The sequence below is a fragment of the Streptomyces barringtoniae genome (genome assembly GCF_020819595.1).
In the GTDB taxonomy this organism is placed as follows: Bacteria; Actinomycetota; Actinomycetes; order Streptomycetales; family Streptomycetaceae; genus Streptomyces; species Streptomyces barringtoniae.
In genome coordinates this window covers 171,315-188,443 of record NZ_JAJHNP010000010.1, presented here as the reverse complement: position 1 = coordinate 188,443, position 17,129 = coordinate 171,315, and the positions used below count along the sequence as shown (strand labels likewise).

The 17,129-nt window shown below is 70.7% G+C and carries 17 protein-coding genes and 1 tRNA gene; 13 read left to right on the top strand and 5 right to left on the bottom strand.

The features are described from left to right. Positions 1–4: 4 nt before the first annotated feature. Entirely contained in the window at positions 5–421 is a 417-nt protein-coding gene (locus tag LMU33_RS20080; RefSeq protein ID WP_228621870.1) for a VOC family protein, read from the bottom strand. A gap of 139 nt (positions 422–560) precedes the next feature. Between LMU33_RS20080 and LMU33_RS20075 the strand changes: the two genes are divergently transcribed. The 13 genes from LMU33_RS20075 (at position 561) to LMU33_RS20015 (ending at position 11,834) form a co-directional block, all read left to right on the top strand. Further along, a complete protein-coding gene (locus tag LMU33_RS20075; protein ID WP_228621869.1) occupies positions 561–932 on the top strand; it encodes a hypothetical protein in 372 nt (123 codons plus the stop codon). 84 nt (positions 933–1,016) lie between these two features. Continuing rightward, complete coding sequence (locus LMU33_RS20070; protein ID WP_249813998.1) at positions 1,017–1,865, top strand: hypothetical protein; 849 nt, start codon at positions 1,017–1,019, stop codon at positions 1,863–1,865. Between the two features lie 67 nt (positions 1,866–1,932). Then, on the top strand, positions 1,933–2,688 hold the full coding sequence (locus LMU33_RS20065) for a GntR family transcriptional regulator (protein WP_228621867.1): 756 nt from the start codon (positions 1,933–1,935) through the stop codon (positions 2,686–2,688). A 180-nt stretch (positions 2,689–2,868) separates the two neighbouring features. After that, the gene (locus LMU33_RS20060) at positions 2,869–3,954 is read left to right on the top strand and encodes a TIGR03364 family FAD-dependent oxidoreductase (protein ID WP_249814030.1); all 1,086 of its coding nucleotides are present in this window, start codon (positions 2,869–2,871) and stop codon (positions 3,952–3,954) included. A gap of 8 nt (positions 3,955–3,962) precedes the next feature. Continuing rightward, the gene (locus tag LMU33_RS20055; RefSeq protein WP_228621865.1) at positions 3,963–4,661 is read left to right on the top strand and encodes a phosphonatase-like hydrolase; all 699 of its coding nucleotides are present in this window, start codon (positions 3,963–3,965) and stop codon (positions 4,659–4,661) included. Position 4,662: 1 nt separating this feature from the next. Further along, entirely contained in the window at positions 4,663–5,709 is a 1,047-nt protein-coding gene (locus LMU33_RS20050) for an ABC transporter ATP-binding protein (protein ID WP_228621864.1), read from the top strand. After that, positions 5,702–6,484 carry a 2-aminoethylphosphonate ABC transporter permease subunit gene (locus LMU33_RS20045; RefSeq protein WP_228621863.1) on the top strand — a complete coding sequence of 261 codons (783 nt, stop codon included), beginning with the start codon at positions 5,702–5,704 and terminating at the stop codon, positions 6,482–6,484. The genes LMU33_RS20050 and LMU33_RS20045 overlap by 8 nt, the downstream gene beginning before the upstream one ends. After that, positions 6,471–7,268: an ABC transporter permease gene (locus LMU33_RS20040; RefSeq protein ID WP_228621862.1), complete on the top strand. Its 798-nt coding sequence runs from the start codon at positions 6,471–6,473 to the stop codon at positions 7,266–7,268. Before LMU33_RS20045 ends, LMU33_RS20040 begins: the two co-directional genes overlap by 14 nt. A gap of 46 nt (positions 7,269–7,314) precedes the next feature. Then, on the top strand, positions 7,315–8,370 hold the full coding sequence (locus LMU33_RS20035) for a 2-aminoethylphosphonate ABC transporter substrate-binding protein (protein WP_228621861.1): 1,056 nt from the start codon (positions 7,315–7,317) through the stop codon (positions 8,368–8,370). A gap of 137 nt (positions 8,371–8,507) precedes the next feature. Further along, entirely contained in the window at positions 8,508–9,296 is a 789-nt protein-coding gene (locus tag LMU33_RS20030) for an HAD-IIA family hydrolase (RefSeq protein WP_228621860.1), read from the top strand. Between the two features lie 147 nt (positions 9,297–9,443). Next, positions 9,444–10,010, top strand: coding sequence for a hypothetical protein (locus tag LMU33_RS20025; protein ID WP_228621859.1), 567 nt, complete (start codon positions 9,444–9,446; stop codon positions 10,008–10,010). A gap of 9 nt (positions 10,011–10,019) precedes the next feature. After that, positions 10,020–10,688: a class F sortase gene (locus tag LMU33_RS20020; protein ID WP_228621858.1), complete on the top strand. Its 669-nt coding sequence runs from the start codon at positions 10,020–10,022 to the stop codon at positions 10,686–10,688. 123 nt (positions 10,689–10,811) lie between these two features. Further along, a complete protein-coding gene (locus LMU33_RS20015) occupies positions 10,812–11,834 on the top strand; it encodes a glycoside hydrolase family 6 protein (protein WP_228621857.1) in 1,023 nt (340 codons plus the stop codon). Here LMU33_RS20015 and glxA read toward each other — a convergent pair whose 3' ends face one another. The 4 genes from glxA to LMU33_RS19995 all read right to left on the bottom strand — a co-directional run bounded on the left by glxA (position 11,835) and on the right by LMU33_RS19995 (position 17,012). Further along, positions 11,835–13,769: a radical copper oxidase GlxA gene (glxA, locus tag LMU33_RS20010; RefSeq protein WP_228621856.1), complete on the bottom strand. Its 1,935-nt coding sequence runs from the start codon at positions 13,767–13,769 to the stop codon at positions 11,835–11,837. After that, the gene (locus LMU33_RS20005) at positions 13,766–15,766 is read right to left on the bottom strand and encodes a glycosyltransferase family 2 protein (protein ID WP_228621855.1); all 2,001 of its coding nucleotides are present in this window, start codon (positions 15,764–15,766) and stop codon (positions 13,766–13,768) included. Before LMU33_RS20005 ends, glxA begins: the two co-directional genes overlap by 4 nt. 264 nt (positions 15,767–16,030) lie before the next feature. Next, positions 16,031–16,834: a FadR/GntR family transcriptional regulator gene (locus LMU33_RS20000; protein WP_228621854.1), complete on the bottom strand. Its 804-nt coding sequence runs from the start codon at positions 16,832–16,834 to the stop codon at positions 16,031–16,033. Positions 16,835–16,938: 104 nt separating this feature from the next. Then, a tRNA-Lys gene (locus tag LMU33_RS19995) sits at positions 16,939–17,012 on the bottom strand. Positions 17,013–17,129 lie beyond the last annotated feature (117 nt).

The following is a 17,129-nucleotide window of genomic DNA, read 5'->3' as shown; positions in this document are numbered from 1 at the left end:
GGCGCTATGAAGCCGCCGGCAGGTTCAGCTGCCAGGAGACGCCGAAGCGGTCGTTGACCCAGGTGAACTTGGTGCTGAAGCCGTAGTTGCCCGGGGGCATGAGTTCCGTGCCCTGCTCGGAGAGGGCCGCGTGGAGGCGGTCGATCTCGGCCTCGTCCTCGCACTGCACGAAGAGCGAGATGGCGGGTGTGAACGTGAAGTCGTGGTGCGCGGGGCTGTCGATGCACATGAACTGCTGGCCGGCCAGCGAGAACGTGGCCTGCTGCACGCTCCCCTCCACGCCGGGCCCGTCGGCGCCGTACCGAGTGATGTTGACGACCTCGGCGTCGTCGAACAGCGAGGTGTAGAAGGTCATCGCGTCCTCCGCATCGCCCTCGAACATCAGGAACGTGGTGATCTTCTGTGACGCCGCGATCTTCATGCTGCATGCTCCTCGGACGCTGTCGGGCGGCGTGCACGGGGCCGCCCGAGGTGTTCACAATGGACTCAAGCGCATCAATGGAATCAAACGGCCACCGCCGTCTCACGGAACGCACCGCCCGGTGCAGTGAGGAGTGAGTATGCGCTGCTCCCGCATCACCACCGCAACCCTCGTCGGCGCCGGCCTCGTGGCCCTCGCCGGCACGGCCACCGCCGCACCGGTCGGCACCGTCAGTCCCGCGAAGGTGAGGGCCGGTCAGACCGTATCCCTCACGCTCACGGGATGCAGTGATCCCAGCCGGGGCGGCCGCGCCGAAGGAGCGCCGGCCGGCAACGGCACGACGGAGCGCACCCCCATCGGCGTCGTGGACCTCAAGCCGCTGGAGAACGGCACGCTGGCCGGGATCGCCGCGACCGTGTCCGACGCGCGCCCGGGTGTGGCACAGATCTACATGGCCTGCGCCTCCGATCCCCAGGCCGTGGTCACAGTGGACGTCACGATCACCGGCTGACCCCCGCCGATCGGGCGGACTTCGCGGCCCGTACCGGAGTGGCTGCAGCAGGGGCCTCGGTCCCACCGGCATGGTCATGTGTTTATGCGACTGTGCACACCCCTGTCCCTCTGCGTGGCCGCAGCCGCCGCCGCGTCCGCCTCCGCCGGTGTGGTCGTCCCCGCCGCACCGGCAGCCGCCCTCGCCGAACCGCCCCCCGCCTGCGTCGCCGGAGACCCGCGGGCCTTCCCGCTCTCCGCCCGGATCCGTGGCGGCCCGGCCTCCTACGAGGCGGGCGGCGGATACGGCACCTGGTACATCGACCTCACCAACACCACCCGCCGGACCTGCACCGGCGTCCACCCGTTGATCGTCCTCGTCGACGACAAACGCGCGCTGCAGCCGGACCAGCCCAAGCTGGAGTTCTACGACGGCCCCACGGCCCGGCCGGTGACGTTCGAGAGCACCGACGAGCAGGAGCTGATCGGCGTCCTCGACGGCGCCGGGTTCGACGGGTTCGCCGTACCGCCCGGCCGGACCGTCAGCGTCAAGGTCAGACTCGTCTTCCCCTCCGACACCGCGTCCGACCAGGTCACCGCCAACGCCGCCGTCGTCCAGCGCCGGGGCGACGACGGGGAATGGATCGGGGAGTCCAACGCCTACCGGTTCGGGATCGGGGAGTACGCCCCGCCGGCCCAGGACGGCACGAAGGACGGCGGCGTGGCACCCGGCGAGTCCGCAGGCCCGCAGGCGACCCCCGGCACCGGCACCACCACCCCCGACACCGGCCCCGGCCCGGACCTGCCGTTCCCCGCCGGGGCGGAGGACGCCGCGGAGCGAGCCAGTGAGCTGGCGCGCACCGGACCCCGCCTCGCCCGCGGGCTGCTCGCCGCCACCGCTGCGGTCCTCGGGGTCGGCGGCGGCGCGTTGCTGCTCATCCGCAAACGCCGCTGAGCCGGGCTCGTACGCGCGGGCCGGGGGTCGTACGACGCGCACCCCTGCCATCTGCGACGATCCCTGCGTGGACTACCCGAACGACCAGGCCCCCGGCGCCCCCGTCCGCTCCGGCATTCCCGAGCACGGGCGCATCCCCAAGTACTACGCGGTGAAGGCACGCATCGCCGCGCTGCTGGAGGAGTTGGGGGAGGGCAGCCTCATCCCCACCGAGCGGGACCTCGCCGAGCGCTACGACGTCGCCCGGGAGACGGTGCGGCAGGCCGTACGGGAGCTGGTGCTGGAAGGGCGGCTGAGGCGGAAGGGGCGGGGCACGGTCGTCGCCGGGGCCAAGCTGGCCCAGCCGCTGTCCCTCGCGAGCTACACCGAGGGCGTGCGCCGCCAGGGCCGTACGCCCGGCCGTACGCTCGTCACCCTCGACCGGTTCCCCTGTCCGCAGGCCCTCGCCGCCGAGACCGGGCTCACCCGGGGCGAACCGGTGTGGCACCTGGAGCGCGTGCTGCTCGCCGACGAGGAGCGGGTCGGCCTGGAGAGCACGTACGTCGCCGTCGAGCGGGTGCCCCGGCTGGACGGCGACTTCGACCCCGACTCCTCCTTCTACGGCTATCTCACCAGCCAGGGCATCTCCTTCGGCGACGCCGACGAGCGCATCGAGACCGTGCTGGCCACGCCCCGCGAGGCACTGCTCATCGGCACCCCGCCCGCCCTGCCGATGCTGCTGATCCACCGTGTCTCCCGGGACACGGAGGGCCGGCCCCTGGAGCGTGTGCGCTCGCTGTACCGGGGGGACCGGTTCTCCTTCACCGCCCACCTCAAGGGCTGAAAAGCGGCTGATGTCCCGATATCGACCCCCACCGTAATGTCACGAGAGGATAACGGGTCTAGCCCAAACGTGACGGGTCGTTCACGCTCTCGTTGTCAGCCGGATGTCTCCGGTTCCCCGATCCCGAGGAGCGTTGCCGTCGTGAAAGTGACAGTCGTCGGAGCAGGCGTGGTGGGCACCATGCACGCCTGGCATGCGGTGCAGCGTGGCCACCAGGTCGTCCAGATCGAGCGCGAGGCCGAGGCGCGCGGCGCCTCGCTGCGCAACTTCGGGCAGATCTGGGTCAGTGGCCGCGCCGCCGGAGAAGAGCTGGAGACCGCGCTGCGGGCGCGGGAGTTGTGGGAGGGCATCGGCGCACGGGTGCCGGCGCTGGGCTTCCGGGCGAACGGGTCCCTGACCCCCGTCCGCGGCCCCCTGGAACTCGCCGTCGCCGAGGCCGCGGTGGGCCGCGCGGACGCCGCCGCCCGCGGCTACAAGCTCCTCACCCCGAGTGAGGCCCGCGCCCTCAACCCGGCCCTGCGCGGCGACTTCACCGCCGCCCTGTACTGCGAGCGGGACGCGGCCGTCGAGCCGCGCACCGCACAACTCGCCCTCCGCGCAGAGCTGCTGAAGTCCCCCGACTACACCTTCCTGCCGGGCCGGGAGGTCCGCGAGATCGTCGGCGCCGGCACCGTCCGGGACGACCACGGGGACGTGCACCGCGCCGACGCGGTCGTCCTGTGCACCGGTGCCTGGCTCGGCGGACTGGTCCGCGAACTCGCGGGACCGCAGCTGCCCGTGCGCCGGGTGCGCCTGCAGATGATGCAGACCGACCCGCTGGGCGAGCCGCTGCCGACCTCCGTCGCCGACGCCGACAGCTTCCGCTACTACCCCGCCTACGCCTCCCCGGCCCTCGACCGGCTCAACACCGAACAGCCGCAGCCGGAGACCGCCGCGACCCACAGGATGCAGCTGCTCATGGTGCAGCGCGCCGACGGCGGCCTGACCATCGGCGACACCCACGAGTACGAGCACCCCTTCGCCTTCGACACCGTCGAGGAGCCGTACGAGCACCTCACCGGTGTGGTCGAGTCCCTCCTCGGCCGGCCGCTGCCGCGCATCCGGCGCCGCTGGGCCGGCGTGTACGCGCAGTGCACCGAGCCCGGCCGGGTGGTGCACCGGCAGCAGGTGCGCGAGGGGGTGTGGCTGGTCACCGGGCCCGGCGGGCGCGGCATGACCTGCGCCCCCGCGATAGCCGAGACCACCGCGAACGAACTGAGCTGGTGAGCACCCCCATGACCCCCGTAACCACCGACATCCGGCTCGCCGTCCTCGACATGGCCGGCACGACCGTCGCCGACGGCGGACTGGTCGAGCGCGCCTTCGAGACGGCCGCCGTCGAACTGGGCGTCGAGCCCGGGTCGGCCGAGCACGCCGAGCACCTCGCCTACGTCCGCGCCACCATGGGCGAGTCCAAGATCTCCGTCTTCCGGCACCTGTTCGGCACCGAGGACCGCGCCCAGCGCGCCAACAGCGCCTTCGAGAAGGCGTACGGCGACCTGGTCGACGGCGGCCTGATCGCACCCGTGCCGGGGGCCGAGGAGGCCATCCGGGAGCTGGCGGACAGCGGCCGCACCGTCGTGCTGACCACCGGCTTCGCCCGCGTCACCCAGGATGCGATCCTCGACGCCCTCGGCTGGCGGGACCTCGTCCCGCTCACCCTGTGCCCGGCCGACGCCGGCGGGCGCGGGCGGCCGTACCCGGACATGGTCCTGGAGGCGTTCCTGCGCACCAAGGCCGCCGAGGACGTGACGCAGGTCGCCGTCCTCGGGGACACCTCCTACGACGTGCTCAGCGGGGTGCGGGCCGGGGCCGGGCTGGTCGCCGGGGTGCGCACCGGGGCCCACGGCGACGCGGAGTTCCGGGCCGCCGGGGCCACGCACGTCCTCGACTCCGTCGCCGACCTGCCGGCATTGCTGCTGGGAGACCGCTGAGATGGGCATCCGCTTCGACTCCGTCACCGTCGCCTACGACGGCAACGTCGTCCTCGACTCCCTCGACCTGACCGTCGAGCCCGGCGAGGTCATGGCGCTGCTCGGGCCGTCCGGCTCCGGCAAGACCACCGCGCTGCGGGCGGTCGCCGGGTTCGTACGGCCCGTGTCCGGGCGGGTGCTCCTCGGCGGCAGGGACGTGACGGACCTGCCGCCGTACCAGCGGGGCATCGGGATGGTCGTCCAGAGCTACGCGCTGTTCCCGCACATGCGGGTGGACGAGAACGTGGCCTTCGGGCTCAAGACCCGCAGGGCGGGCAAGACGGAGACACGGCAGCGGGTCGCCGAGGCGCTGGAGCTGACCGGCATGGCCGCCTACGCCCGCCGGCATCCGCGCGAGCTGTCCGGCGGGCAGCAGCAGCGGGTCGCCATCGCCCGCGCCCTCGCCATCCGGCCGGACGTACTGCTGCTGGACGAGCCGCTGTCCGCGCTGGACGCCCGGCTGCGGTCCGGAATGCTGGCCGAACTCGCGCGGCTGCACCGGGAGTTGCCCGACATGTCGATGCTGTACGTCACCCACGACCAGGTCGAGGCGCTCACGCTGGCCGACCGGATCGCGGTGATGGACGCCGCGCGGCTTCAGCAGTGCGGGACGCCACGCGAGCTGTACCGGTCGCCGAAGAACGAGTTCACGGCTTCCTTCGTGGGCGGTGCGAACGTGCTGCCGGTGACGGTGGGCTGCGGGGGCGTCGGCTTCGCGGGGACCGAGCTGAAGGTCGACACGGGCAACGCGGTCGCGGGGGCGCGGGCCACGCTGTGCGTACGGCCGCACGTCATCGGGCTGGGCCAGGGCCCCAACCAACTCACGGGTGTCGTACGGGAGATCCAGTGGCGGGGGGCCACGCACCGGCTGTACGTCGAGGTCGACGGGCATTCCGTCATGGCGGACGTGCGCGAGCTGAAGGATCCGCCGGCGCTCGGGGACCCGGTGAGCCTGCACTTCGCCGCCGAGGACGCGGTGCTGTTGCCCGCAGGGGCCGGCCATGAGTAGGCGGCTGCTGTGGGCCCTTCCTCCCGTGGCCCTCCTCGCCCTCTTCTTCCTCTACCCCCTCGCCCTCGTCGTCCAGCAGTCCTTCCAGCCCGACGGCGGAGGCACCTCCCTGCGGCCGTACGCGGACGTCTTCGCCTCCGAGGCCTTCCGGAACGCGCTGTGGACCACGGTCTGGCTGGCGCTGGCCTCCACCGCCGGATGCCTGGTCCTGGGCTTCCTGCTGTCGCTGGTCATCGCTTTCGTGCCGTTCCCCGGGGCGAAGGCGGTGGCACGGTTCATCGACGTCTACCTGTCCTTCCCGTCCTTCCTCATCACGCTGGCGCTGCTGTTCATCTACGGCACCACCGGCATCATCGGTTCCTTCCAGTTCCTCACCACCCCCTGGGGCGTGCTGCTGGCCGAGGTCACCTACTTCACGCCGTTCGTGATGCGTCCCCTGCTCGCCGCGTTCTCGCAGCTGGACACCGCCCAGCTGGAGGCGGCCGGTTCCCTGGGCGCGCGGGCACCCCGCATCATCCGCCGGATCATCCTGCCGGAGTCGCTGCCCGCGCTCGCGGCCGGCGGGAGTCTCGTCCTGGTGCTGTGCCTCAACGAGTTCGGGATCGTGCTGTTCACCGGCGCGAAGGGGGTCACCACCCTGCCGATGCTCGTCTACAGCAAGGCGATCCTGGAGTCCGACTACCCGGGCGCGTGCGTGGTCGCCGTCGTCAACGTCCTGATCTCCGTAAGCCTTTACGGCCTCTACCGGGTGGTGAGCCGTCGTGCTGGTGCATAGCCGTGGGGCCAGGTGGGCCGTGTGGGCGGTGTTCCTCGTCCTGTTCGTGCCGTTGTTCGCGCTGCCCCTGCTCGTCGTCCTCGGCGCCTCCTTCGCCACCCACTGGTCCGGCGTCCTGCCCTCGGGCCCGAACACCGCCAACTACCGTGCGGCGACCCGGGGCGAGGCCCTGCAGGCCCTCACCACCAGCCTGCTCACCGCCACCACCGCCAGCCTGCTCGCGCTGACCGTCGGCACCTGGGCCGCGCTGGCCGGTGCCGCCCTGAAGAAGCGGTACCGCAGGCTCATGGACGCCCTGTTCGTGCTGCCGGTCGCCGTACCGTCGGTCGTGGTCGGACTGTCCGTCCTGGTCGCCTTCTCCAAGCCGCCGATGCTGCTCAACGGCACCCGGTGGATCGTGATCCTCGCCCACACCGTGCTGGTCACCGCCTTCGCCCACCAGTCCGTGTCGGCGGCGATCACCCGCCTCGACCCGGCCTACGAACAGGCCGCCGCCTCCCTCGGCGCCCGGCCCGCCCGCGTCCTGCTCCGGGTGCGGCTGCCCCTGCTGCTGCCCTCGCTCACCGCCGCGGCCGGCCTCTGCTTCGCCCTGTCCATGGGCGAGCTGAGCGCCACGATGATGCTCTACCCGCCCGACTGGACCCCGCTGCCCGTCCTGATCTACGCGGCCACCGACCGCGGTGCCCTGTTCACCGGCTCCGCCGTCGCCGTGGTGCTGATGGCCGCGACCCTGCTCGTCCTCTTCGCCGTCTCCCGGGTCCGCACCCGGGCGTCGTACCGCTGAATCCCCCTCGGTAATCCCCGCCACCACGCCAGGAGTTGGCCTCGCCATGCCCAGAAACCGTCTCACGCTCGCCATAGCCCTCGCCCTGCTCGCCACCCCCCTGCTGTCCGCCTGCGGCGGCTCCTCCGCCGCCTCCGACGCCAAGGCCGTCACCGTCTACAGCGCCGACGGCCTCAAGGGCGAGAACGGCGACGGCTGGTACGACAAGGTCTTCGCCGACTTCACCAAGCAGACCGGCATCAAGGTCAAGTACGTCGAGGGCGGCTCCGGCGAGATGGTGCAGCGCGCCGTCCGCGAGAAGTCCAACCCGCAGGCCGACGTGCTGGTCACCCTGCCGCCGTTCATCCAGGAGGCCGACAGCAAGGGCCTGCTGCAGAAGTACGTGCCGAAGGACGCGGATCAGGTCAGCGGCGCCGACAAGGCGCCCGACGGCACCTGGACCTCCGTCGTCGACAACTACTTCGGGTTCGTCTACAACAAGAAGGAGCTGAAGCAGGCCCCCAGGACCTGGGACGAACTGCTCGACGGCAAGTACAGGAACAAGCTCCAGTACTCCACCCCGGGCGTCGCCGGTGACGGCACCGCCGTCCTCATCAAGGCCATCCACGACTTCGGCGGCAAGGAGCAGGCCCTCGCCTACCTGAAGAAGCTCCAGGCAAACAACGTCGGCCCGTCCGCCTCCACCGGCAAGCTCGCCCCCAAGGTGGACAAGGGCGAGCTGCTCGTCGCCAACGGCGACGTCCAGATGAACTACGCCCAGTCCAAGACCATGCCGGGCCTCGGCATCTGGTTCCCGGCGGCCAAGGACGGCAAGCCCACCACCTTCGCCCTGCCGTACGCGGCCGGCCTGGTCACCAAGGCCCCGCACGGCGAGAACGGCAGGAAGCTGCTCGACTTCATGCTCGCGCAGAAGCAGCAGCAGGAGGTCAGCGAGATCGGCGGCGGTTTCGCCGCCCGCCAGGACGTCAAGGCCACCGACGCCAACGCCATCGCCCTCACCAAGCTGATGGACGGCGTGGAGTTCTTCGAGCCGGACTGGAACGACATCGACAAGAACCTCACCTCGTACGTCGAGGACTGGAAGTCGGCGACCGGAAGCTGATCCGTTCGACCCGCGGACGCCGGGGTCAGGATCAGGCCACGCTGATTAGGCTGGGGGCGTCGGTACGCCGTGGTTCCGGCGCCCCAGCTCTTCAGACCGTCTTTCCTCGACCGTACGCACGCCAGGAGACGCACAACATGGCAGACCGCAAGCCGATCGAGTCGTGGCTCACCGACATGGACGGTGTCCTGATCCACGAGGGTGTTCCGATCCCCGGCGCCGACGCCTTCCTGAAGAAGCTGCGCGAGTCCGGGCGGCCCTTCCTGGTGCTCACCAACAACTCCATCTACACCGCCCGCGACCTGCACGCGCGGCTGCGCCGGATGGGTCTGGACGTGCCGGAGAAGAACATCTGGACCTCGGCCCTGGCCACCGCCCAGTTCCTCGACGACCAGCGGCCCGGCGGCAGCGCCTACGTCATCGGCGAGGCGGGCCTGACCACCGCCCTGCACGACATCGGCTACATCCTCACCGACCACGCCCCCGACTTCGTGATCCTCGGCGAGACCCGCACCTACTCCTTCGAGGCGCTGACCAAGGCGGTGCGGCTGATCAACGACGGCGCCCGGTTCATCGCCACCAACCCGGACAACGTCGGCCCCTCCACCGAGGGCGACCTGCCCGCCACCGGCTCGGTCGCCGCCCTGATCACCGCGGCGACCGGCAAGAAGCCGTACTTCGTGGGCAAGCCCAACCCGCTGATGATGCGGGCCGGGCTCAATGCCATCGGGGCCCACTCCGAGAACTCCGCGATGATCGGCGACCGCATGGACACCGACGTCCTCGCGGGCCTGGAGGCCGGAATGCGCACCTTCCTGGTGCTGTCCGGCGTCACCCAGCCCGACGACGTCGACCGTTACCCCTTCCGCCCCTCGCAGGTCGTCGACTCCATCGCGGACCTGGTCGACCTCGTCGATCCGACCTGACCCGGCCGGTTCCGGTCCTGACCGGCCCCGAACGGTGCTGACCTGGGCTTTTCAAACCCCGATCCACCCGTTCGGAGCAATGGGGCGCCTCCCGAGGATGCGGAGGCGCCCGCGGCGGGGGAGCCTCCTGATAACTGGAGGTTCACGATGGGCTCACTACGCCTCACTGTCTGTACAGGAATCCTGGCCGTCGCCGTGTTCGCCCCGGCCGCCCACGCGGCCGACTCGGGCTCGGTCTCCGTGACGCCCGCCGCCCCCGCTCCCGGCACCGACGTGTCGGTGCGGGTCCACGGCTGCTCCGGGCAACAGGGCACCGCCGTCTCGGCCGCGTTCGTCTCCGACGCCCGGCTGACCGGCACACAGGGCACCCTGGCCGGCGAGACCCGCGTCCGCTCCTCCCTCAGGCCGGGCGCGTACGACGTCAGGATCACCTGCGCCGACTACGTGATCAACGGGAAGATCACGGTGGTCGGCAGCGGGACGGCACCCGGCCAGGCGACCGGGCAGTACCCGGATCCCGCCGGCCGGCCCCCCACCGCCGCCTCGCCCGTCGCCCCGGTCCCCGCCGGCGGCGGTGGCACCGCCCACTTCGCCACGGTCGCCACCACCGACTCCGGCCCCGACACCGTGCAGACGGCGACCGGACTGGCCCTCGCCGCGGCCGCGGCGGTCGCCGTCGGGCTCCGCGCCCGCCGCAACCGCGGCACCCGCTGAGCGCGGGCCATGTCCCACGACCGTGAGCGCACCAGCGGCACCGAGCGGCTCGTCGCAGCCCTGACGTGGACCCTGCTGCTGTTCGGGCTGTGGCTGTGGGGGCGCGGGCTGACCGGCGTACCGCACCCCACGGGCGGCCCCACCACGGGGAACCTGTTCGCCCTCGCACCCGCCCACGCCCCCCGGCTGCCCGCCCCGGCCAAGCCGCTCGGGGACGCCGTGCCCCAGCGCGTCGACATCCCCCAGCTGGGCGTGCAGGCACCGGTGGTCAGGCGCGGCCTGGACGCCCAGGGCGCCGTCGACCCGCCCCCCTTCGACCAGCCGGGCGTGGTGGGCTGGTACGGCGCCGGCACCGCACCCGGCGCCAGGGGCGCGGCGCTCCTGGTCGGACACGTCGACACCGAGACCCGGCCCGCGGTCTTCTACAAGCTCAGCACCCTCAAGCCCGGCGAGACCGTCCGGGTGGTCCGCTCGGACGGCAAGGTCGCCCGGTTCACCATCGACGACGTCCGCGTCCTGCCCCGCGCCGGCTTCGACGCCCACCAGGCCTACGCCCCCCACCGGCCCGGCCGCGCCGAACTGCGCCTGATCACCTGCGGCGGCTCCTTCGACCGCGCCGCCCACAGCTACACGGCCAACGTCGTGGTCTCCGCATACCTCACCGGAACCGCGGGCTGACCCCCGTACGTCCACGCCCCGCACGCCCCGCAGCTCGACCTCGCGACCTCGTGACGGACCGGCCGGATATGCCAGGATTGACCCCGGACCGGTGCGCCCAGGGGGGACCAGGGGGGATTTCGCATGGACGACAGCAGGGGGGCCCGTTCTTCCGCGCGGGCGTCGGCGGCGGTGGTGCTGGGCGCGGCGCTGCTGCTCGCCGGATGCTCCTCCGGCGGCGGGGACGACAAGGGTGACCCGGGGGCCCGGATCTCCCAACAGCCCAAGGCCGCCGACCCGTTCTGGGTGAACCCGGACGGCACCGCCGCCCGGCAGGTCGCCGCCTACGAGAAGTCCGGCAAGAAGACCGAGGCCGCGCAGCTCCGCAAGATCGCCGAGCAGCCGGTGGGCGAGTGGATCGGCCCGGAGAACCCGGAGAAGGAGGCGCGCGGCTTCACCGAGGCCGCCGAGAAGTCCGACCGCACGGCCCTGCTCGTCCTCTACGACATCCCGCACCGCGACTGCGGCCAGTACTCCCAGGGCGGCGCCGCCGACGGCAACGCCTACCGCGCCTGGATCGACGGCGTGGCCCGGGGCATCGAGGACCGCCCCGCCATCGTCATCCTGGAACCGGACGCCGTACTCCACCTCGTGGACGGCTGCACCCCGGACCGCTTCCACGAGGAGCGCTACGACCTCCTCAAGGGCGCGGTCGCCAAGCTCAAGTCGCTGCGGAACACCAGGGTCTACCTGGACGCGGGCAACGCCGGCTGGGGCCACCCCGACCAGATCTTCCAGCCCCTGCAGCAGGCCGGCGTCGACCAGGCCGACGGCTTCTCCGTCAACGTCTCCAACTTCTACTCCACCCAGGACTCCATCGCCTACGGCAAGCAGCTCTCGGCGAAGGTGGGCGGCAAGCACTTCGTCATCGACACCAGCCGCAACGGCAACGGCCCCTACGCCGGCGGCGACCCGGCCCAGCGCTGGTGCAACCCGCCGGGCCGGGCCCTGGGCGAGACCCCGACGACGAAGACGGCCGACGCCCTGGTGGACGCCTACCTGTGGGTCAAGCGCCCGGGGGAGTCCGACGGCACCTGCAAGGGAGGCCCGAAGGCGGGGGAGTGGTGGCCGAGTTATGCACTTGCCCTCGCCGACCACACCAAGTGACTAGGGAACCCTGACCCACTGAGCCTTGCTCGGTGTCCCCTGGTCGTCGTCGACGAACAACATGTACCACCCGGAGGTCACCAGGTTCCGGTTCTTCGGGACCGTCACCGTGATCTTGTTCCCGGCCGTCCTGAAGTCCAGTGCGACGGACCGCTGGTCGACGTCCGTCACATGCGTCGAGGCACTCGGCCGGATCAGGCGCACCTTCTTGATGCCGGCCGCGTGGTCCGACGTGAACGTCCCCGAAGCGCCACGGGCGATCGTCTGCGGACCTCCGCCGAGCGTCGGCCGCGAGTCACGGTACAGATACGGCGGCGTGTAGATCTCGATCCGCTGCTCGAACTTCCCCGGCTTGGTGTTCGCCTTGTCGCCGTACAGCGAGTCGGACCCGAAGAACATCACCCGCCCGTCCGGCAGCAGGACGGAACCGGAGTGGTAGTTCCGGCCCACCAGCGGATCGGCCACCCGGGTGAAGCTGTTGCTGTCGGGGTGGTAGATCCGCGCCTGCAGGATGTCGGAGTCGCCGCGCCCCCGGTAGTCCTCCGAGCCGCCGGAGACCAGCACCGTGTCGTCGGGCAGGATCGAGGACTGCGGATACCGCGTGCCCTTCTCCAGCTCGGGCCCGTCCACGAACCTGGGGTTCTTCGCCTTCAGGTCGATCAGCCGGGTCTTCTTGCTGGACAGCTTCGACTCGCCGACACCGCCGCCCCCGATCACCATGAACCTCTCGTTCTGCGCCGGCGGCAGCAGCACCGTGCCGGAGGTCTCCATCGTGTTCGGGTCGCTCAGCCCGGCCAGCTTGGTGAACCTGTTGGTGTCGACGTCCCAGATGCCGGGGTCACGGCCTACGTTGTCGGGGCCGTACCCCGCGTTCGAACCCGAGTAGAAGATCTCCCCGTTCTGCATCAGGAACAGCGCCGGATACGTCGGGAACTGCCGGACCGTCCTCGTGTACGTCCACTTCTTCGTCTTCGGGTCGAAGACCTCGTTCTTGCCCGGCACCAGCTGACCGATGTCGTCGAGGCCGGAGACACTGAGGATCCTGCCGTCCGACAGGGTGGTGAGCGTCGGGTACCAGCGGGCCTCGTTCATCGGGTCGACCCTGATGTACCGCTCGGCGACCGGATCGAACTCGTAGGCGTCCTTGATCCCTTCGAAGTCCTTCTTGTCGAGGGCGAGTTTCTGCGCGATGCCGTAGGTGTTGTGCGCGTCGGCGCCGGCCAGGCCCTGGATCCGGTAGTTGTCCTGGGTGCCGGTCTCGTACTGGGCGCCCTCCCGCGGGGCCTCGACGTAGACACGGCCGTAACCGGGGTTGTTGCGCAGCCACTTGCCGGTCCTGTCGAAGACCTTCGTGGCGCGCGGGACCAGCACCGGGTCCTGGGAGACGAACGTCCTGCCGTTCTGTCTGCCGGTGAACCTGGTGCCGGCCGGGAGCGTCATCGGCTTGTCCGGGTTCTCGTTGTAGAGAATCATGACGCCGCCGGCCTTCTTGACGTCGCCTTTGAGCTTCTCGTACCGCTTGGTTCCGCCCGCGATCAGCAGGTTGCCGTCGGGTAACTGGGTGTGGCCGGTGCAGAACAGGTCGCTGGGCGTGGGGACCTTCTTGATCGTGCCCTTGACCGGGTCCCAGATCCGGGTGTCGAACTTCTTCTTGTCGAAGTTGTCCTGGTTGTTGCCCGAGCCGGCGACCAGCAGCACCTTGCCGGTGTGCAGGAGCGCCGCGTGGATGGTGTCCTGGCGGTACTCCGGAGGGAACTCGACGATGTCCCAGTGACCGTTCTCGGCCTTGTACTCGGGTCTGTTGATCTTGTACTGGTGGTACTGCGCGGTCCCGAAGCGGTAGAGCCACGGCCCGTTCATCCCGGCCAGTGCGAGCACCACCGCCGTACCGATCGCAAGCCTGCGAACGCGACGGCGGCCGGACTGGTCCTTCATTCCTTACGGCCCCCCAGTCCGCCAAGGGCGATCTGCACGGTCTGCTCGTTCTCCCCGCCCCGGTCCGCTCCCCGGCCCCCGTGCCGCTCGCCGGCCGCCCAGGTGGGTCGCTCGAGCGGCAGATGGGCCGCGTACGCCGCGGGCACCGCGTCCTGCGGTTCGGCGGCCGCTCCCGCTGCCGTGGTCGCTGCCGGCTTCGGGCTCTTCCGCTCCTGCCACAGCGTGTACCGCCAGGCGAAGATCGGCGAGGCGGTGATCAACAGGGCGAAGCACGCCCAGGTGATCATCGCGGGGTGCGAGTGCCCGAACACGAAACCGGCGGCGAGCGAGCCGGCGAAGACCAGGATGAAGAACCAGTGGACCCGGAACGTCCCGAACAGCGTGTCGGGGCTTGCCGACTCGCCCTTGGGCGTGACCACGAATCTGCTCTTGCGGCGCAGTACGGCGTCCATGAGGGAGCGCGCGTAGATCGGCGCGGACAGCGCGGACATCACCATGCCCGCTACACCGCCGGAGCCCTCCGGCTCGTGCGGGGAGACGTTGTGCCGCCGGTTCCAGACGTACAGGCCGATCTGGAGCGCGGAGGCGTTGCCGTACAGCATCAGCCACACGGTCGGGTCGATGTTCACGCCCGAGGCGCCCAGGCCCAGGAACAGGGCGCAACTCAGGGCCGCGAGGATCCAGTTGAGGGCGGACATCGGGTAGAAGACGATCATCATCGTGTAGTTGAAGAGCTTGCCGGGCCCCAGCGTGAACAGGCCCTTCCAGTACTGCTTGAGGATCGTCTCGTACGTGCCCCGGGACCAGCGCAGCTGCTGGGTGAAGAAGTCCGTCCAGGCGTTCGGGCCCTCGCCGACCGCGAGTACGTCGGGGGTGTAGACCGACTTCCACTTCCGGCCGGTCGCCGGGTTCTTGGCGCGGTGCATCTCGAAGCCCGTCGCCATGTCCTCGGTGATGGAGTCGTACAGTCCGCCGATCTGCTTGATGGCACCGATGCGCACGGCGTTGGAGGTGCCGACGAACATCGGGGCGCCGTAGCGGTTGCCGGCGCGCTGGATCAGGGCGTGGAAGAGGAACTGCTGGGACTCGGCGGCCTTGGTGACGAACGTGTCGTAGTTGCCGTACACCTGCGGGCCGATGACGAAGCCCACGTCCGGGTCGCGGAAGTAACCGAGCATCCGCTCCAGGTAGTTGGGCAGCGGTACGTGGTCGGTGTCGACCGAGGCGAAGAAGTCGTAGTCGTCGCCGTGCGCCTCCAGCCAGGCGTTGTAGTTGCCGTGCTTGGTCTTCGCGCGGTGCGGGCCCTTCGGCCGGTTCCACCGCTCGACGCCCTTGCGGGTGAAGTGGTGCACACCGAGCCGGGCGCAGACCTCCTTGACGGCCGGGTCGTCGCCCTCGTCCAGCAGCCACACGTGGAGCAGGCCCCGGTGGCGCAGCCTCACCGCCGCCTCCAGGGTCTTCGTCACCATCTCCAGCGGCTCCTTGCCGGGCACGTAGGTGGTGAGGAAGGCGACTGAAGTGCCGGTCTCGGGGACCACCGGGACCGGGTCGCGGGCGACGAGCGTGGCGTGCGCGTTGGACAGCACGTTCATGCAGCGGAAGAACTCGATCAGGCCGATCGAGACGAGCATGACGACGTCGAGCGCCGGCAGGAAGTCGTAGGCGGGGTAGTCCCGTTCGGTCCAGTGCTCGGGCTGCAGCAGCCAGAACAGCAGGACCAGGGAGAGCACGGGGGCGGCGCCCAGCATGAGGGCGGCGCGGATGCGGTGCGGCTCCTGGGAGAGCAGCGACCGGTACTGCACCTTGTACGGCTTCGCCGGGTCGGGCTGGGTGAGGGGGCCCGCGAGCCGGCTGTAGTGCTCGTAGTCGTATCTGGGCAGGCTCTTCCTGATCCGGCGGAACTGGCCCGTCCGGTGCCCGATCACCCTGAGCTGTGTGGTCTGCGACGGGTCGTCGTGAACGTGGCTCGGCCCGGCGCCCGATGGCGTCGACGTCATGAGTCATTCCCCCCACACGCAGGTCACCGCGTGTTCTGTCGCTGTGGTGGCTCGCCGTCCCCACGTCTTCCCCACCTCACGGAACGGCGACCTTCCGGTTGCATCGACGCCCCCCTCGGCATCGGTTCATGAGCGGGGCCCCCGCCCCGCCGTCCGGCAACCGTTTACTTCCCCCCAACTTCCGCCAAACAGCGGCAGCTTGGACATCCAAGGGTTCTACGGGGCTCCGCATGATCGCAAGATGCGAAACGCGGTGTTTACCGGTCAAACCCGTTCATTGTGGCGCGTGTGGGGCTCGGGGGACGGGCGCGCGCCGGTGGTCGCGGGTGGCGGGGGTGTGCCGGTGGTCGTGGGAGACGGGGGTGTGCCGGTGGTTTCGGGCGGCCGGGGTGTGCCGGTAGTGGAGAGGCGGACGCGGATGTTGCCGAAGTGGTCTCTTATGGCCTCCTCCGCCCGCAGCGAGTCGCCCGACCGGACCGCGTCCAGGATCTCCCGGTGCTGGCGGCAGGTGACCCTGGGATCCTGCGGCACGTCCACCAGGTCCCGCTGCACCCGGTGGAAGGCGTCCCAGAACGCCTCCAGCACCTCGCTGAGCAGCACGTTGTTCAGCCCCCGGTAGAGGGTGGCGTGAAAGGCCCGGTCGGTCTCGGCGAGGCCCGCCCCCTCGGCGGCCTCCTGATCCATACGGTCCACGAGGGCGTCCAGCTCGACGAGGTCCGCCTCGGGCAGCCGACCGGCCAGCCGCGAGACCAGGCCGGTCTCCACGGCCTCGCGCAGCTCCAGCAGCTGCAGCAGGGAGTCCTCGCCACGGTAGTGCCCGGCGACGGTGCGGAAGGCCAGCCCCTCGATCATGGGTGCGAACGACATCGAGCCGACGTACGTCCCGAACCCGTGCCGGATCTCCACGATCCCCATCGCCTGCAGTGCCTTCAGGGCCTCGCGCACGGAGTTCCGGCTCGCGCCGAGGTACTCCATCAGCTCGGGCTCGGTCGGCAGCGGGGCACCCGAGGGCAGCCGTCGGTCGACGATCAGCTTCTTGATCCGCTCCTGGAGGTCCCGGGCTGCCATGGCGAGAGGGTATCCGGCCGGCCGGGGGGAGGGCCCGGTTCCGGACGGGGGCGATTTTCGGGCATACGAAAGGCCCCCGCTTTCGCGAGGGGCCTTTCGGTCGGTGCGCCGCCAGGGACTCGAACCCCGGACCCGCTGATTAAGAGTCAGCTGCTCTAACCAACTGAGCTAGCGGCGCCTGCTGACGGAGAGAACTCTACCTGACCTCCAGGGGTGCCCATGACCACCCCCGGGTGATCAAGGGGTGGCCAAGCGGGGCGTGTACATCATTCGGGCCGTCAAAGTGGCGGTCCGG

What these genes read in the sequence shown, in the direction of transcription:
- LMU33_RS20025 (WP_228621859.1), top strand. Translation starts at nt 9,444, where the DNA reads ATGGGCTCACTACGCCTCACTGTCTGTACAGGAATCCTGGCCGTCGCC.
- LMU33_RS20035 (WP_228621861.1), top strand. Translation starts at nt 7,315, where the DNA reads ATGCCCAGAAACCGTCTCACGCTCGCCATAGCCCTCGCCCTGCTCGCC.
- LMU33_RS20020 (WP_228621858.1), top strand. Translation starts at nt 10,020, where the DNA reads ATGTCCCACGACCGTGAGCGCACCAGCGGCACCGAGCGGCTCGTCGCA.
- LMU33_RS20055 (WP_228621865.1), top strand. Translation starts at nt 3,963, where the DNA reads ATGACCCCCGTAACCACCGACATCCGGCTCGCCGTCCTCGACATGGCC.
- LMU33_RS20070 (WP_249813998.1), top strand. Translation starts at nt 1,017, where the DNA reads ATGCGACTGTGCACACCCCTGTCCCTCTGCGTGGCCGCAGCCGCCGCC.
- LMU33_RS20030 (WP_228621860.1), top strand. Translation starts at nt 8,508, where the DNA reads ATGGCAGACCGCAAGCCGATCGAGTCGTGGCTCACCGACATGGACGGT.
- glxA (WP_228621856.1), bottom strand. Translation starts at nt 13,769, where the DNA reads ATGAAGGACCAGTCCGGCCGCCGTCGCGTTCGCAGGCTTGCGATCGGT.
- LMU33_RS20060 (WP_249814030.1), top strand. Translation starts at nt 2,869, where the DNA reads ATGCACGCCTGGCATGCGGTGCAGCGTGGCCACCAGGTCGTCCAGATC.
- LMU33_RS20080 (WP_228621870.1), bottom strand. Translation starts at nt 421, where the DNA reads ATGAAGATCGCGGCGTCACAGAAGATCACCACGTTCCTGATGTTCGAG.
- LMU33_RS20000 (WP_228621854.1), bottom strand. Translation starts at nt 16,834, where the DNA reads ATGGCAGCCCGGGACCTCCAGGAGCGGATCAAGAAGCTGATCGTCGAC.
- LMU33_RS20075 (WP_228621869.1), top strand. Translation starts at nt 561, where the DNA reads ATGCGCTGCTCCCGCATCACCACCGCAACCCTCGTCGGCGCCGGCCTC.
- LMU33_RS20050 (WP_228621864.1), top strand. Translation starts at nt 4,663, where the DNA reads ATGGGCATCCGCTTCGACTCCGTCACCGTCGCCTACGACGGCAACGTC.
- LMU33_RS20015 (WP_228621857.1), top strand. Translation starts at nt 10,812, where the DNA reads ATGGACGACAGCAGGGGGGCCCGTTCTTCCGCGCGGGCGTCGGCGGCG.
- LMU33_RS20045 (WP_228621863.1), top strand. Translation starts at nt 5,702, where the DNA reads ATGAGTAGGCGGCTGCTGTGGGCCCTTCCTCCCGTGGCCCTCCTCGCC.
- LMU33_RS20005 (WP_228621855.1), bottom strand. Translation starts at nt 15,766, where the DNA reads ATGACGTCGACGCCATCGGGCGCCGGGCCGAGCCACGTTCACGACGAC.